Annotated in this window: 11 protein-coding genes; 5 read left to right on the top strand and 6 right to left on the bottom strand. The window is 73.4% G+C overall.

The window, feature by feature from the left end:
• Positions 1 to 59: 59 nt before the first annotated feature.
• A complete protein-coding gene (locus tag ACR9Y5_RS07335) occupies positions 60 to 1226 on the bottom strand; it encodes a YlbL family protein (RefSeq protein WP_481297350.1) in 1167 nt (388 codons plus the stop codon).
• Between the two features lie 173 nt (positions 1227 to 1399).
• Between ACR9Y5_RS07335 and ACR9Y5_RS07330 the strand changes: the two genes are divergently transcribed.
• Together ACR9Y5_RS07330 and ACR9Y5_RS07325 are read left to right on the top strand one after the other, a co-directional pair.
• Positions 1400 to 2761 (top strand): zinc-dependent metalloprotease, encoded by a 1362-nt coding sequence (locus ACR9Y5_RS07330; RefSeq protein ID WP_481297349.1) that lies wholly within the window; start codon positions 1400 to 1402, stop codon positions 2759 to 2761.
• 143 nt (positions 2762 to 2904) lie between these two features.
• Positions 2905 to 3711, top strand: coding sequence for a TOMM precursor leader peptide-binding protein (locus ACR9Y5_RS07325; RefSeq protein WP_481297348.1), 807 nt, complete (start codon positions 2905 to 2907; stop codon positions 3709 to 3711).
• On the opposite strand, the gene ACR9Y5_RS07320 is transcribed toward ACR9Y5_RS07325, so the two are convergent.
• Complete coding sequence (locus ACR9Y5_RS07320; RefSeq protein ID WP_481297347.1) at positions 3656 to 5509, bottom strand: ATP-dependent helicase; 1854 nt, start codon at positions 5507 to 5509, stop codon at positions 3656 to 3658. The genes ACR9Y5_RS07325 and ACR9Y5_RS07320 overlap by 56 nt on opposite strands.
• Positions 5506 to 6525 carry an NAD(+) diphosphatase gene (nudC, locus tag ACR9Y5_RS07315; protein ID WP_481297346.1) on the bottom strand — a complete coding sequence of 340 codons (1020 nt, stop codon included), beginning with the start codon at positions 6523 to 6525 and terminating at the stop codon, positions 5506 to 5508. Before nudC ends, ACR9Y5_RS07320 begins: the two co-directional genes overlap by 4 nt.
• Before the next feature lie 60 nt (positions 6526 to 6585).
• Between nudC and ACR9Y5_RS07310 the strand changes: the two genes are divergently transcribed.
• Positions 6586 to 7659: a phosphotransferase gene (locus ACR9Y5_RS07310; protein ID WP_481297345.1), complete on the top strand. Its 1074-nt coding sequence runs from the start codon at positions 6586 to 6588 to the stop codon at positions 7657 to 7659.
• Here ACR9Y5_RS07310 and ACR9Y5_RS07305 read toward each other — a convergent pair.
• Positions 7590 to 10991 carry an ATP-dependent helicase gene (locus tag ACR9Y5_RS07305; RefSeq protein ID WP_481297344.1) on the bottom strand — a complete coding sequence of 1134 codons (3402 nt, stop codon included), beginning with the start codon at positions 10989 to 10991 and terminating at the stop codon, positions 7590 to 7592. The two genes, ACR9Y5_RS07310 and ACR9Y5_RS07305, sit on opposite strands and share 70 nt — an antisense overlap.
• The gene (locus tag ACR9Y5_RS07300; RefSeq protein ID WP_481297343.1) at positions 10988 to 14158 is read right to left on the bottom strand and encodes an ATP-dependent helicase; all 3171 of its coding nucleotides are present in this window, start codon (positions 14156 to 14158) and stop codon (positions 10988 to 10990) included. The genes ACR9Y5_RS07305 and ACR9Y5_RS07300 overlap by 4 nt, the downstream gene beginning before the upstream one ends.
• Positions 14159 to 14266: 108 nt before the next feature.
• On the opposite strand from ACR9Y5_RS07300, the gene ACR9Y5_RS07295 reads away from it, so the two are divergent.
• Both ACR9Y5_RS07295 and ACR9Y5_RS07290 read left to right on the top strand, forming a co-directional pair.
• Positions 14267 to 14491: a DUF3107 domain-containing protein gene (locus tag ACR9Y5_RS07295; RefSeq protein ID WP_481297342.1), complete on the top strand. Its 225-nt coding sequence runs from the start codon at positions 14267 to 14269 to the stop codon at positions 14489 to 14491.
• Positions 14492 to 14501: 10 nt separating this feature from the next.
• Positions 14502 to 14804 (top strand): hypothetical protein, encoded by a 303-nt coding sequence (locus ACR9Y5_RS07290; protein ID WP_481297341.1) that lies wholly within the window; start codon positions 14502 to 14504, stop codon positions 14802 to 14804.
• Positions 14805 to 14952: 148 nt separating this feature from the next.
• Here ACR9Y5_RS07290 and ACR9Y5_RS07285 read toward each other — a convergent pair whose 3' ends face one another.
• Positions 14953 to 15669, bottom strand: a complete 717-nt coding sequence (locus tag ACR9Y5_RS07285; RefSeq protein WP_481297340.1) for a ferritin-like fold-containing protein — start codon at positions 15667 to 15669, stop codon at positions 14953 to 14955.
• Between the last annotated feature and the right edge of the window lie 12 nt (positions 15670 to 15681).

Raw genomic sequence — 15681 nt, 5'->3', positions numbered from 1 at the left:
CGGAGGTGAGAACCATCCTAGGCAGCGAACGCTTGGAGAACGCTGCGGTCCAGCGGTGATCAGCCTGCGGGGCAGGTGGGAAGCCCCGACGTGCTTCCTCCATCGCGCACGGCGTCGAGCACCTTGAGCGAATCGGCGAGCGTCTTCACGGCGAACACATGCAACCCGGACGGGATGTGGCCCGTGACCTCGTCGCAGTTGGAGGCGGGCGCCAGGAAGTACGATGCCTTGCCGGTGTCACGCGCGGCGTACATCTTCTGACGGATGCCGCCGATCGGGCCGATCTCGCCGGCGTTGTCGATGGTGCCCGTTCCGGCCACGCGCTTGCCGCCGTTCAGCGAACCAGGGGTGAGCTTGTCCATGATCCCGAGCGCGAACATCTGCCCGGCGCTCGGTCCGCCGACGTTGTTCAGCTGGATCTTGACGTCGAACGGGAAGGTGTAGTCCATCCCCGCGCCGATCCCGAGCACCACCTGACCCTGCGACTCGATGGGCGTGATCTCGACCGTCGACGCCGCACCGTCGCGCAGGATGCCGAGTTGCGCGGCCTTGCCGGTGCCGTTCGCCTTCACGGCGTCGCGCAGCTGCTGGATGCTCGAGATCGTCGTGCCGTTGACGGACGCGATCTCGTCCCCGACCTTCAGCTCCTTCGACGCCGGGGTCCCGGTGATCAGCTGCTTGACGGCGACATGCTCGGGGAAGGTGTAGCCGAGCTGGTTCAGCGCGGCGGCGATCGCATCCTGCTGGGAGTCGACCATGAGCGCGGCGTTCTCGGCGTTCGACTGCTCGGTGGTGGTGCCGGGCGGGAACACCGTCTCGAGCGGGAGGACGGCCTTGCTGGGCTGGAACCACGCCCCCGCGAGCTCGAGCCAGCTGGGCCGCTGCTCCGGATCGCCGACGACCGAGACCGTGAGCAGGTCGAGCGATCCGGAGGTCGGGTACGTCTTCTGGCCGGGGATGCTGATGAGCTCCTTCGCGTCGCCGCTCGGCTCCGACCCGACCTGCTGGTCGGTGCCCAGGGTGTTGAAGACGGGTCCCGGCTGCTCGATCACGAACGGAGCGGGAATCAGCGCGAGCACCAGGGCGAGCACCACAGCGACGCCGATGGCCACCCACCCGGCGATGACGCGCCGCGGCGGCGCGACCCGGACCGGCTCGCCGCCGGGAGCGGAGCCCTCGGGAGCAGTGCCCTCCGGAGTCGGGCGGTCGTCGCTGAACAGGGTCACGGGCCCGTCCTCTCCGTCAGTGTTCGCCACGGGCGCACGGCCCGAAGGCGAGCATAGGGCAATTCCCATCCGCCACTCCGGCGCCAGCGGCTAGCGTAGATCACGAGCCTGAAGCCGCGCCGACGGCGCCGAAGCGCCGACGGTCGGCTCACTTCGAGAAGAGGACGCTGACCATGGCCGACGATCGGAACGACGACCGGGATCCGGACCGCGACGACGACGAGTTCCGCGACATGCTGAGCCAGTTCCTGTCCGGGAACGGGGCCTCGATCGACCCGAGCCGGCTGGCCGGCGCCGCGGGTCTCCCGAACGATCCGGCCAGCATCCAGGCCCTCCTCGGCCAGCTGCAGAACGCGCTGATGAATCCCGGCGGCGGCATCAACTGGGACATCGCCGACCAACAGGCACGGCAGCTCGCTGCGGACGGTGCGCACTCCGTGACGCCGGCCGAGCGCGCATCCCTCGACCAGGCCTTCCATGTGGCGTCGCTGTGGCTCGACCAGGCGACCGGGGTCGCGTCGCTCAGCGCCACCCCGGAGCTCATCGGTCGCGCCGAGTGGGCGCGGCAGACCATGCCGCTCTGGAGCCAGCTCGCCGAGCCGGTCGCGCTCAGCATCTCGGACGCCCTGACCCGGGTGCTCTCGGAGCAGGCGCCGGAGGAGATGCAGGCGATGCTGCAGAACGCCGGCCAGGTGATGCGCTCGATCGGCGGCGCTCTCTTCGCGATGCAGCTCGGCCAGGTGGTCGGGCAGCTGTCCAAGGAGGTCGTCTCCGGCGGCGACATCGGCATCCCGCTGCTGCCGGACGGGCAGGCGGCGCTCATCCCCCAGAACATCGAGGCGTTCGGCGATGGTCTCGACATCTCCGCGGACCAGATCCAGCTGTACCTCGCGGTGCGCGAGCTCGCTCACGCTCGGCTGTTCCGCCACGCGAAATGGCTGCGCCTCCAGCTGATCACGCAGATCACCGCGTTCGCGAAGGGGATCACGATCGACACGGACGCGCTGGAGTCGCTGGCCGAGAACTTCGACCCGTCGAATCCCGAGGAGCTGCGCGAGGCCATGGTCAGCGGGCGGCTCATCCCGCCGCGCACCGAAGAGCAGCAGGAGGCGCTCGCGCGCCTCGAGACGGTGCTCGCACTGGTCGAGGGGTGGGTGGACGTCGTCACCGCCAATGCCACGCGGCTGCTGCCGCGCGCCGACGCGATCGCCGAGACCGTGCGGCGCCGCCGCGCCTCGGGCGGCCCGGCGGAGTCGGCCTTCGCGACCCTGGTGGGGCTGGAGCTGCGACCCCGGCGCCTGCGCGACGCGGCCGCGATGTGGCAGGCGGTCACCGACGCCGTCGGGATGGACGCGCGCGACGACCTGTGGTCGCACCCGGACCTCCTCCCCCAGTCCTCGGACCTCGACGACCCGTCGGCGCTCGTGGCCCGGCTGACAGCGGCCGCGACCGGCCAGGAGCCCGAGCAGGACGCGCTGGACCAGGCGATCGAGGACCTGCTGCGCGACGACCGGGACCGTCCGACCGAGGGCTGATGTCCGCTTCGGTGGCCGTTTTCCGGCGCCCCAGCCGCTGACGATCCCTGTCGTCGGCGCTCGACCTGTGGATGGACGGGCTGACGAAATCCGGGCTGTGGACAACCCCGGATCGCCCTCGGCCGTCGGGCAGGATTCCGGACATGGTCCTCGTCCTCGACTCCCGCATCCCGCGCGTCTGGCGCACCCCCGACAGCCTCCAATTCGGCGTCGACGAACCCGTGCTCGTGCTCGAACCGGTGAGCCACGCCGACGAGCGCATGCTGGCCGGGCTGGCCGCCGGCGTCACCGAGGACGGGCTGCGGGTGATCGCCTCCCGGGCACGGGCGCCGGAAGGCGCGGAGGAGGACCTGGTGCGCCGGCTCGCCCCGGTGCTGGCGCCGACCTCTGCGGCGCCGCCGACCGCTCGCGACCCGCTGGTGGTGGTCGACGGGGCCGGACCGACGGCCATCCAGCTCGAACGGATGCTGACCGACGCCGGTGTGGAGGTTCGCAGCGGGCTGGCGTGGACGGACCCGGCCGTCGAACGCGCGGACGTCGCGGTGATCGTCGCCTCGTACGCGATCGAACCGCAGCGGCATGCGCGGTGGCTCCGGCGCGACGTGCCGCACCTGCCGCTCGTCTTCGGCGACGGCGGAGCAGTGGTCGGGCCGCTGGTGCGGCCCGGCGACGGACCGTGCCTGCGCTGCCTCGACCTGCACCGCACGCAGGCCGACCCGGCCTGGCCGGCGATGGCGGCACAGCTGCACACGCGACCCGCGCCGGGCGAGACGCCGATCGTCGCGGCCGCGACGGCGGCACGCGCCGCCGCGGTGCTGCTCGCGCTCCTGCGCGGCGGCGGCGGTCCCGCGAGCGGGGAGACGGCGCGGCTCGCCCCCGGCTCCGCGGACTGGGTCAGCCGGACGTGGTCGGCGCACCCCGCGTGCGGCTGCCTCGGGCTGCCGCCGTGACCCCGGCGCCGGCCGGCGCCGCCGCGCCGGGTGCCCCACCGGGTGCGGCGCCGGACGCCGTGGCGCCCCCGGGGCGCGCAGCGGCCGGGCGCAACTCGGCGAGGAACCGCGACGGCTGCCGCAGGGAGGGGCGGCCGGGCTGGTTGCTCCGGGCCGACCAGCTCAGGCGCAGGCGCTGCCGCGCGCGGGTGATGCCGACGTAGAGCAGGCGGCGTTCCTCGTCGACCTGCTCGAACGACCCGGCGTAGCTGATCGGCACGAGCCCCTCGCTGAGACCGACGAGGTAGACGGACGGCCACTCCAGGCCCTTCGCCGCGTGCAGGGTCGCCAGGGTGACCGCCGACATGGTCGGCTCGTGCTGGCCGGCCTGGCGGGCGAGCAGCTCGTCGGTGAAGCCGCGCAGCGTCTGCCCCGACGGCTGCTCGTCGACCAGACCCATGATGGCGTTCAGCGACTCCCAGCGTTCCCGGACGGCGCCACGCCCCTCCGGCGGCTGCACCGACCAGCCCAGCGAGCGCAGCACGTCGCTGACGGTGCGGAACAACGGCTCCTCCGTCGCCACCAGGCTCGCGGCGCGCAGCGACATGAGCGCCTGACGCACCTCGGGCAGGTCGAAGAACCGCTTCGAGCCGCGGATCTGGTAGCTGATCCCCCGGTCGCCGAGCGCCTGCTCGAGCGCCGCGGCCTGGACGTTCACGCGGTACAGGACCGCGATGTGCTCCGGACGTGCACCGGCGGCGAGCTCCCCCGCGATCTGCCCGGCCACGGCGCGCGCCTCCGCCCGGTCGTCCTCATAGGCCGCGGGCTCGGGCACGGCCACCTCGGGCGAGTCCCCGCCGCCGTGGGAGACCACCTCCGCGGGTCGCAGCGTGAGGGCGCCCGACCGGCCCCGCATCAGCCGGTTGGCGGTCTCGATGACCGCGGGCGTCGAACGGTAGTTCTGCTCGAGCCGCACCACCGTCGACCCGGGATGCTCCCGCTCGAAACCGAGCAGGTACTCGCTGCGGGCGCCCGCGAAAGAGTAGATGGTCTGGCTGGCGTCGCCCACCACGCACAGGTCCTTGCGGGTGCCGAGCCAGAGCTGCAGCAGCTGGTGCTGCAGCGGGGAGACGTCCTGGTACTCGTCCACGACGAAGAAGCGGTACTGCTCGCGCACCTGCATCGCCACCGCCGGCTCGCTCTCGATCATGCCGGCGCAGGCGAGCAGCACATCCTCGAAGTCGATCTGCTTGCGCTCGTCCTTGAGGTCCTCGTAGCGCTGCAGCAGGGCGGCCACCTGGTCCGCCGACAGGGAACCCGGCGTGGGCCGGCCGGCCGCGGTGTACTGCTCGATGCCGAGGCCGGAGACCTTGCGCCACTCGATCTCGGCCGCCACATCCCGCAGCGTCGCCGTGTCGACCTTCAGCTTCAGCGTCTCGGCGGCATGGCCGAGGATGCGGCCCTTCCCGTCGAGCACGGAGGGCAGCTGGCCGCCGACGACCTGCGGCCAGAAGTAGTTGAGCTGGGCGAGCGCGGCGGAGTGGAACGTCCGCGCGGAGACGCCTCCGGCGCCCAGCTGCCGGAGCCTCCCCCGCAGCTCCGCCGCGGCGCGGGCCGTGAACGTCAGCGCCATCACCCGGTTGGGCGCGTAGGCGCCGGATGCGACCCCGTACGCGATGCGGTGGGTGATCGCGCGGGTCTTGCCGGTTCCCGCCCCGGCCAGGATGCAGACCGGCCCGAACAGCGCCTCGGCCGCCACCCGCTGCTGCGCGTCCAGACCGGCCAGCAGCGCCTCCGGCCCCGCGGGCGACGCGGTCACGGCGCGGGCGGCTCGTCGAGCGGGCCGCCGTACCAGTCCTCGATGAGGGCGCGAGCGATCGAGGAGCGCCCCGGCAGGATGATCTGCTCGCGCGCCGCCCACAGCTCCTGGCGGCTGAACCAGCGCACGTCGAGGATCTCCTCGCCGTCCGGGTCGAGCGCGCCCGCGGCCTGGTCGTCGGCCAGCCGGGCGGTCATGCCGACCATCACGGACGCCGGGAACGGCCACGGCTGCGACCCCTTGTACTGCGCGTCGACGACCCGGATGCCCGCTTCCTCGAACATCTCGCGTTCCACCGCGCCCTCGAACGACTCCCCCGGCTCGACGAATCCGGCGAGCAACGAGTAGCGCGAGTTCTCCCACATGGCGTTGGAGCCGAGGAGCAGCCGGTCGTCGGCGTCGAGCACCGTGACGATCACCGCCGGGTCGGTGCGCGGGAACACCTCGGAGCCGTCCTCGAGGCAGCGCCGCACCCATCCCGCCTGCTCGACGACGGTCGGCGTGCCGCACCGCGGGCAGTGCGTGTGCGACGCGTGCCAGTTCGCCATCGCCAGCGCCTCTGTGAACAGGCCCGCGTCGCGGTCGCTGAGTGCCGTCGCGACCGTCCGCAGGTTGCCCCAGCGCGCCTCGTCCGGCTCCAGCTCCTGCGCGGCGGCGTCGGTCAGCACCTCCAGCACCACGGCCGTGCCCGACGGCTCGGTCGCGCTCGCGACGGTGGTGCGGCCGAGGTAGACGCGGATCAGGGCGGACGTCACGCGATCGACGGGCAGCAGCTCCAGGGCGGCCGGCCCGGCATCCGGGGCCGACCAGCCGTCGGCGCTGGGGGTCGCTGCGGCCACGCTCTCCGCGGTGAGCAGGGCGCGTCCCTTCCAGAGGGCGAGCACGCGCGTCGCCGGCTCCTGCCACAGCTCGTCGAACAGAGCGGGACGCGAGCGCGCGGAGTGATCGCGGTCGGTCGCGTGACGGGAGAGGGGGAGCGCTGCGAGCGGCAGAGCGGTGGTCGAAGCGGACGACATCGAGGTCCTTTCGGGGCGTGGCGGACGGCCGTCGCAGGGAGGCCCGATTAGCCTGGGTGCATGGCCAGATCCCATCTCACTCTAGCCGCGCTGGCCACCTCGGCCGTCCCCGACCTCGACGTCTCCGGCGCTCGCACCCACAGCGCCGGCGGGTCCGGCGACTTCGACTCCGCGCTGCTCTCGACGAGGGACGGCTCCACCGTCATCGTGCGCGTGCCCACGTCGCAGGTGGCCGAGACCGAGCAGAGCGCCGACCTGGTGGCGCTGCGGGCGCTCACCACCGGCATCCGCAGCCGCCTGCCGTTCGACGTGCCGCGGTACCTGGGCCAGGCTCCGATCGGCGGCACCCGCGCGGTCGTCTACGACTTCCTGCCCGGTCACCACATCGCGGTTCAGGATGTGCCCCCGGGCGACGGTCTCGCCGGCTCGATCGGGCACGCGATCGCGGCCATCCACGCGCTCCCGACCGCCTTCGTCGGCGAGGCCGGGCTCCCCGTGATGTCCGCCGCCGAATGCCTGACCGCCGCCAACGCGGTCATCGAGTCGGCGGCCTCCACCGGGCTGCTGCCGACCGCCCTGCGCGACCGCTGGCGCGACGCCGCGGCGGACCACTCGATCTGGCAGTTCCAGCCGACCGTCATCAACGGATCGCTCACGGCCGACTCGTTCCTCGTCCAGGACGACGTGGTGAGCGCGGTTCTCGGCTGGTCGGCGCTGCGCGTCGGCGACCCCGCCCGCGACCTGCACTGGCTGCTCGCCATGAACCCGGACGCGACGGACGGCGCGCTCGGCGCCTACGCATCCACCCGCCAGGTCGCCACCGACCGCCAGTTCACCCAGCGCGCCATGCTGTACGCGGAGCTGGAGGTGGCGCGCTGGCTGCTGCACGGCCGCGAGGTGCGCGACCAGTCCATCGTGGACGACGCGGTCGAGATGCTCGACGGCCTGGTCGAGCGGGTGCACAGCAACTCGATGAACCCGCTGTCGACCGCGACCGGCCCGATCATGGCCGTGGGCGACGTGGAGGCGATGCTCGACCGGACCCCCGGCGACCGGCCCGAGGGCTACCGCCGCTCCGGCGGGATGAAGCCCGTGGCCGACGACCAGAGCGACGTCAGCTCCTCCTCCGCGTAGAGCCGCTCCGGCCGCACCACGCGGTCGTCGGCGACGAAGTAGAAGACGGCGTCGATCCGCTCCGGTTCCACCCCGGCGTAGCGGGCGAACGCCAGCCGGTAGAGCGCGAGCTGCAGTTGCTTGCGCTCCAGGTCCTCCGCGTCGCGCGGCGCCTTCCCGGTCTTCCAGTCGACGATCTGGTAGTCGTGCGCACCGTCGTCGGCACGGTAGACCGCGTCCAGCTTGCAGACCACCACCTGGCCGGCGAGCGTGATATGGATCTCGAGCTCGACCTCCTCGGGACGCCGGCCCGACCACTCGCTGCGCTCGAACGTGGCCTTCAGCTCGGCGAACCGCTCGGCCTCCAGGATGTCGCTCGCCGGGTCGTCGAGTTCGGCGCTGTACGCATCCAATTCGTCCGCAGCCCCCGCCAGGGTGCCGAACCGCTCCTCCACCCAGCCGTGGAACAGCGTCCCGAGCCGGGTCTGCCGATAGGGCCGCTCGGGCATGGGACGCCGCAGTGCGGCGGCGACCGAGGCGGGGTCGGTCACGTAGTCCTTGAAGCGCGAGGCGGGGATGCGCGCGGGCAGCTCCACCAGTGCGGCGTCCTCCGCGCGGCGCGCCCGTTCGGCGAGCAGCAGGTCGAGGTCGCGGGCGTAGACGCCGCCGTCGCCGGTGCCCTGCTCACGCGCGCCCCGGACCGCCTCGGCCGCCTGCTCCACGCGGGTGCGGCGGCCGCCGAGCGGTTCGAGCGGCCAGGTGACGGTGGAGGCGGTCAGGGCGAGCGGGTTCTCGTCCGGCTCGTCGCAGTCCGGGAAGGCGTCCTCCGGCAGCAGTCCGGCCTCCTGGAGTTCGAGCAGGTACGCGCCCGGGCCGCGGGGCTTCGTCTGCGTCGACCAGTAGGAGCCGCTCAGCAGCAGCCGGCGCCGGGCGCGGGTCACGGCGACGTAGATCAGCCGGCGCTGCTCGTCGAGGTGCCGCACGACGTTCTCCTCCTCGAACGCGGCGATGGACTCGTGCACGTCCTTCTGGGTCTCGGCCGTCCGCCAGGCGATCACCGGCAGCTCCGCCGAGTCTCCGCGGAACTCGTTCGGGAGCTGGCCGAACGCGAGCCAGCCCTTGCGGCTCTGCGGCGGCCCGGGCAGCTCGCCGTCGACCAGGCGCGGGACCGCCACGACATCCCATTCGAGCCCTTTGGCGCCGTGGATGGTGAGGATCTGCACCGTGCCGGGTTCCGGCTCCTCGCTGCGCGGCGCCAGGTTGTCGCGCTGTTCCGCCTCGGCCAGCCAGGAGAGGAACGAGCCGAGGGTGGCCTGGTCGTCGGCGGCGAGGTACGACGCGACCTGCTCGGCGAAGGCGTCGAGACTGGCCTGGCCGAGCTGGGCCGTCTCGTTGGCGGCCACCTCGATGTCGAGCAGCAGCTCCTGCTGCACGAGCGTGACCAGATCGAGGAGGTCCAGGCCGACCCGCGAGCGGAGGTGGTCGAGTCTGCGTCCGGCGTCGCGCATCCGCTCCAGGCCGGCCGGGCTGAAGCCGGCGAGCAGGGAGTGACCGTCGGGCGCGTCGAGCACGAAGTCGAGGGCGTCGACGAGGGAGGCGCCCTCCTCCCCCGCGACGGACCGGCGGAGCCGCTCGCGCAGCTCCGGGTCGAGACGCCGGTGGCGGTGGTCGCGCTCGGCGAGCCAGGAGGCGACCTCCCGCAGCACCGCGATGTCCTTCGGCCCGATGCGCCACTTCGCGCCCGTGAGCAGCCGGATCAGCTCGGAGCCCGCCGTCGGGTCGTGCATCACCCGGAGCGCGCTCACCAGGTCGGCGATGACGGGCTGCTCGAGCAGTCCGCCGAGACCGAGCACGTGGTACGGGACGCCGTGCCGCGCCAGCGCGCCGGTGAAGACGTCGATCTTCTTGAGCGAGCGGCAGAGCAGTGCCGCGCTCGGCGGTGAGCCGTCGGCCTCGCGGTCGCGCAGGCGGGCGGCCAGCCAGCGGGCGACCGTGTCCGCCTCGTCCGCCACCGTCTGCTCGAAGACTGCGGTGAGTTCGCCGGGGACGGCGCCGGGCCGCGGCTGCAGCTGCTCGACATGCACGGGCGAGGCCGCGGTCAGCGGCGCGACCAGGACGTTGGCGGCGTCGAGCACCCGGGTCGGGTTGCGCCAGCTGGTGCTCAGCGCGTACTCGTCGGCGGCCTCCGGCGCACCGGGCCGACTGCCCGTGAAGTCGGCCGAGAAGCGGCCCAGGTTGGCGGCGCTCGCGCCGCGCCACCCGTAGATCGACTGGTGCGGGTCGCCGACCGCCATCACCGGCTGCCCGGCGAAGAGCCGCGAGAGCAGGCGCGTCTGCACGACCGAGGTGTCCTGGTACTCGTCCAGGAGCACCACCCGGTAGCGCCGCCGGTAGTCGGCGACGACGGCGGGCAGCCGCTCGCAGACGTCGAGCGCGAGGGCCACCTGGTCGGAGTACTCGACGAACCCGCGCCGCCGCTTCTCGTCGGCGAAGGCGCGGGCGAGGTCGAGCAGCGGCGGCAGCGCGCCGACTGCGTCGACCGCCGAGCGCACCGACGCGTACAGCTCCTTCACCCGGCCGTTGCCGGTCGGCAGCTCGGCGGTGCGACCGAACTGCTCCACCATCCGCTCCACCTCACCCGCGTCGGCGACGTTCTCGCTGAGGGCGCGGCTGAGGCCGACGACGGCGCTCGTCACCGCCTCCACGCCACGGTCGAGCTCCACCAGCCGGTCGTCCGTGCTGCTCACGACCAGGCGCCGCGCGAGCTGCCAGGCGGACGCCTCGCTGAGCACGGCGGACTCCGGCTCGCGCCCGATCAGGAGCGCATTCTCGCGGAAGATCGCGTTCGCGAAGGCGTTGTAGGTCGCGACCTCGGGCGCCTCGAACGGGTCGAACTCCACGTCGGTCACGCCGGAGGCCACCAGCTGCTCGATGCGGGTGCGGATGCGGCCGGCGAGCTCGCCCGCCGCCTTGCGGGTGAAGGTCAGCCCCAGGATCTCGGGCACACGGACATGTCCGTTGGCCAGCAGCCACACGACGCGGTTCGCCATGGTCTCGGTCTTGCCGCTGCCCGCCCCCGCGACCACGATCGCGGGCCGCAGCGGAGCCTCGATGACGGCCTGCTGCTGCGGGGTCGGGATGGGCAGCCCGAGCGCTTCGGCGATCGCCGCAGCGCTGAGGGCGGTGCGCGGCCGACCGCGGCCGGCCGCCGCAGCGACCCCATCCCCGTCGGCGTGGCCGGCCTCGTGGGCCTCGGCCAGCGAGAACGCCTGCTCGACGAGGTCGCGGCCCGCCTCCTCGGTCGCCCATTCGAGCAGGCCGTCCTCGTCGATGCGGGTGGCTTCGTCCGTCATGCTGCTCCTCCCGCGCTGACCGCAGGCACCAGGTGGATGCGGTACTCGTACTTCCCGTGCGGATCGCGTTCGCCCAGGTCGACCACTCCGGCGAAGGTCGACCCCGCCATCCCCTCGGCCGCTCCCGCCACGCGGTCGCGCAGCCGGTCCAGCCGCTCCTCGTCCACCCTGTCCTGGGCGACCTCGCGGTAGCCCTTGCCCCGCACGCCCTTGGCGACGAACAGGAGCTTCGCTCCACCGGACGGCAGACCGCCCGCCTGCTCGACGGCGCCGTGCTCCATCGCCAGCTGGTACGCGCCGAGCTGCGCGTGCTCGGCCGCCTCCGCCGCCGACGGCGTCCGGTTGCCGGTCTTGAGGTCGACGATCACCACTGTGCCGTCCGGGGTGCGCTCGACGCGGTCGATCGTCCCGCGCACCAGCGCGCGTCCGACCCGCAGCTCGAACGCCCCCTCAGAGCCCAGCAGCGTGCCACCCGCGCGCTCGAAGTCGCGCAGGTACTCGGAGACGCCCGCGGCCAGCGTGCGCGTGCGCCGCCGCTCGCGCTCCTCGAGCCAGGGCGACTCGAACTCCAGCTCGCCCCAGCGCCGCTCGATGCCGCGCCAGAGCCGCTCGACGCTGAGGTCGCGGTCGTCGCTGGTGCTCGCCTCCTCCATCACCGCGTGCACCACCGTGCCGATGCCCGCCGCGAGCCCGCTCGGCGACGCGGCCATCGTGTCCACGAACCAGGCGAGCGGCGACTTCTCGAACGTCTCCAGCCGGGACGGCGACACGCGCACCACGGCCTCCGGGTCGGCGAGGTCGACCAGCGGCTCCGTGGTCGACGGCTCGATCAGCCCGTACCAGGAGGCCGGATCGGCGCCCTCGACCTCCGCGTCCGCGAGCCGGGCGAGCGCCTCGGCGGCATCCGGAGCGCCGGTCGCGACCAGGCGCCGCCGCAGCCGGCCGACCATGCCGCGGAGCGAGAGCGGATGCAGCTGGTCGTCCTGGTCGTCCACCGCCAGTTCACCGGCCAGCCGCAGGAACGGCGACGGCTGCTCATCGTCGTTCGCCGTCGCGGTCAGAAGCACCTGGCCCCGGGAGCGCGACACCGCGAGCGCGAACATCCGCAGCTCGTCGCCGAGCACCTCCGCCCGCTGGTCCTCGGTCTCGGTCGGCCGCCCCTCCAGCGCGTCGGCCAGCTCCTGCGGGTGCAGCAGCGAGCCGCGGAGCCGCAGGTTGGGCCAGACGCTCTCCTGCAGGCCCGCGACCGCCACGACCTCGAACTCCCGGCCGACGGCCGCGCTCGGGGTGCACACCAGCACAGCCTCCCCGGAGGTGCGGGCGGCCAGGGTGTCCTCCGGCACCTCGGCGCCGAGCAGCTCGACGACGAAGTCGGAGGCGGGACGTTCGGGGTACCGCTCGACGAAGCGCCGCGCGGCGGTGAACAGGGCGACGACGCCGTCCAGATGCCGGTTGGCCTCGTCGGTGACGATGCCGCTGCGCCCCGACTGCTCCAGCCAGCGCGCCGCGAGGCCGCTGCGCTCCCAGACGTGCCAGAGCAGCTCCTCCACCGATGCGCCCTGCGCGGCCTTCTCGCGCCCGGAGCGCAGGGTCTCGGCGAGCCGTCCGGCACGGCGGGCGGGGGCCGCGTCGATCGTGGCCAGGTGCGCGGGATGCTGCAGCGCCTCCACCAGCAGCTCGTCGCCGGGACGGTTGCCTTCGCCCGACAGCTCCTCCTGGCGGAGCGCCAGCCGCAGCCGTCGCAGGCTCACACTGTCGAGGCCGCCGAACGGTCCGAGCAGCAGCTCGGTCGCGACGATCGGCGTGAGCTCGATCGCCCCCAGCTGCACGCCGGCGACCGTGACCAGTTGCCGGGCGGCCACATCGTCGCGCAGCGGACGGCCGGCGACGCTCGTCGTGGTCGGAACCTCGGCGACGGCGAGCGCGCGCGAGAGTGCGGGAACGTGGGCACCGGAGCGGACGACGACGGCCATCTCGCTCCAGGGCACGCCGTCGAGGAGGTGCCGCTCGCGCAGCTTCCGGGCGAGACGGGACGCCTCCGCCGGCGCCGACGCGGCGACCAGGCGGACGATCTCCGGGCGGGGGACCTCGGCGGATGCGGTCTGAGCATCCGGCTCCGTCTTCGGCTCGGGCTCGGGGCGCCCGGCGGACGCCATGCGCTGGACGCCGGCCGCCGCCGTGCCGATCCGCTCGGTGACGCGGGCGGTGAGCTCGCGTAGTGCGGGGGTCTGCCGGTGGGCGGTGGTGAGCACGAACCGGGTCACCGGGACGCCGAGCCGCGACTCCAGCTGCCCCAGAGCCGTCGCCTCGGCGCCGCGGAAGGTGGTGGAGGCCACGTCCGGGTCGCCGAAGGCCACCACAGCGACGCCGCGGTCGGCGAAGGCGCGGAGGAGCGCGACCGTGGCGACCGTGGCCTCCTGCAGGTCGTCCACGAACACCGCGCGCAGGCGGTCGAGCGAACTGCCCTCGCGGACGACCGTCACGGCGGAGGCGATGAGCTCGGCCGAGTCGACGAACCCGCCGCGATAGCTGTCGACGACGAGCTGGTACTCGGCGATGAACCGGGCGGCCGCGCGCCACTCGTCGCGGCCGGTGATGGCGCCGAGCTCCGAGAGCCGGGACGGGGTGACGCCGCGCTCGGCGCAGCGCGCCATCAGCTCGCGCAGCTCGGTGCGGAACCCGCGGAGGATGCGCACCTCCTCCACCAAGGGCTCGGGCCAATGCGGGCCGGAGCCGTCCTCGATGTGGCCGCTGAGCAGTTCGGCGATGATCTGGTCCTGCTCGCCGCCGGTGAGGAGCCGCGGCGGCTCGGCGCCGAGGCGGCGCGCCCGCTCGCCGACGAGCTGGAACGCGAGGGAGGTCGCCGTGCGCGCCAGCGGGCCCTGCGTCGGGACCGCGAGCCGCAGCGCGATCCGGTCGCGGAGTGCTGTCGCGGCGGTGCGGGATGCGCTGAGCGCGAGCACCTCGTCCGTGCCGTAGCCCCGGCCGAGCACCCGCTCGGCGAGCGCCTCGACGAGCGTGGTGGTCTTGCCGGTGCCGGGTGCGCCGAGCACCGCGGCGGAGGCCTCGTCGGGCAGCTTCAGCACCTCGGCCTGCGCGGTGTCGAGCGTCGGGACGCCCGCGCCGTCAGCCCGTGCTGCGCGCATCCGGAAGCCCTGCGTCGTCATGGCTTTCACGCTATCGGCGTCCGCCGACAGAGAACGCGAGCGAGGGCCGCGAGCCGTGTGCCGTAGTCTGAACTCACACCCGCCGGTCAGACTCGAAAGGCACCAAACGTGGAGATCCGCATCGGAATCGTCAACGCCCCCCGCGAGCTCAGCTTCGAGTCGTCGCAGCCGGCCGAGCAGCTCACGCAGCAGGTGGAGACGGCGCTGACCGACGGCGGCGGTGTGCTCAAGCTCACCGACGACAAGGGCCGCCTCTACGTCGTGCCGGTCGCGGGCATCGCGTATGTCGAGCTCGGCACCGAGGAATCCCGCCGGATCGGCTTCGTCGGCTAGCCTCCCTCTCGTGGAACTGCTCTTCGTCGTCCTCGGCGGCGCCATCATCGGACTCGCCGGCCGCTATTTCCTGCCGAACCGGCACACGCACGGCTCCGTGCTCATTCCGGCTGTCGGCGTCGTGTCGGCGTCCGTCCTCTGGGTCGCCCTGACCTGGGCGGGGCTGAAGTGGGACGGCGGCTGGATCTGGTGGATCACGCTGCTCGGCACCGCCCTCATCGTGGCGGTCGCCGACCTCCTGATCGGCCGCCTGCGCACCGCGGGCGACGCCCGCATGCTGCACTCGCTCGCGAAGGGCGCCATCGCGCGCTGACATTCGTGCCGAATGTCGCCTCTCGCACCCGCTGAGCGCGCATTCGTGACGAATGTTCCGCGGTGGCTCCGCGTACATTCGTGCCGAATGTCGCCTCTCGCCCGCGCTGAGGGCGCATTCGTGACGAATGTGTCGGAGCGGGAGCCCCTCAGGCGGTGAGGCCGAGGGCGTCCATCCGGCGGGTGTGGGCTGCAATCAGCTCGGTGAAGATCGGTTCGATCCGCTCCTCGTCGGTGGCCCGGTTGCCCGAGAGGTGCAGTGCCGATCGCGCGACGAGCAGCGTGTCGCCGACCAGCCGCCTGCCCCACATCGCCAGGCGCGAGCCCAGCAGCGGGTCCGCGCCGATCTCGGTGCGGAGCACCTCCAGCACCCCCTCCTGGCCGGACTCCGAGCCCAGCAGGTGAGCGATGCGCGGGCCGACGTCGCCGGGAAGACCCGCCGCGAGCCGGATGAAGAAGTCGTCCAGGAGGCCGCCGGTCACCAGAGCCGAGAGCAGCGTCTCGCGCCAGTCCGCACCGACGATGAGCGCGCTGAAGCCCTCGATCTCGACCGCGAACGGCTCCATCGCCGCCGCCGGGTCGTCGCCGCGGCGGCGGATCTCCGCCACGATGCCCTGGTGCTTCGAGAGCGCGTGACCGGCGGCGGCCGAGACCAGCCCCTTCGCGCGCAGGTCGTCGGCCTCGGCCGCGACCCGGGACAGCGTCTCGAACTGCTCCAGCTGCAGGTAGGCGGCCTGACCCAGATACGGCAGCAGGTCCGGCATGACCTCGTGCAGGTCGACGCGCACCGTCGCGACCGGGCGCGACCGAGGGGTCAGGCGCGGAAGCTCGCCGGAGGGCCGGCGACGGGTGAACCAAGTCGACACGCTCAGCAGTGT

Source organism: Leifsonia sp. KNZ13-11D (assembly GCF_056754895.1).
This window is presented reverse-complemented; position numbering and strand designations above follow the sequence as displayed.

Bases quoted from the DNA above. Each gene is read 5' to 3' on its own strand.
- ACR9Y5_RS07330 (WP_481297349.1), top strand. From the start codon at position 1,400: ATGGCCGACGATCGGAACGACGACCGGGATCCGGACCGCGACGACGAC.
- ACR9Y5_RS07325 (WP_481297348.1), top strand. From the start codon at position 2,905: ATGGTCCTCGTCCTCGACTCCCGCATCCCGCGCGTCTGGCGCACCCCC.
- nudC (WP_481297346.1), bottom strand. From the start codon at position 6,525: ATGTCGTCCGCTTCGACCACCGCTCTGCCGCTCGCAGCGCTCCCCCTC.
- ACR9Y5_RS07310 (WP_481297345.1), top strand. From the start codon at position 6,586: ATGGCCAGATCCCATCTCACTCTAGCCGCGCTGGCCACCTCGGCCGTC.
- ACR9Y5_RS07305 (WP_481297344.1), bottom strand. From the start codon at position 10,991: ATGACGGACGAAGCCACCCGCATCGACGAGGACGGCCTGCTCGAATGG.
- ACR9Y5_RS07300 (WP_481297343.1), bottom strand. From the start codon at position 14,158: ATGACGACGCAGGGCTTCCGGATGCGCGCAGCACGGGCTGACGGCGCG.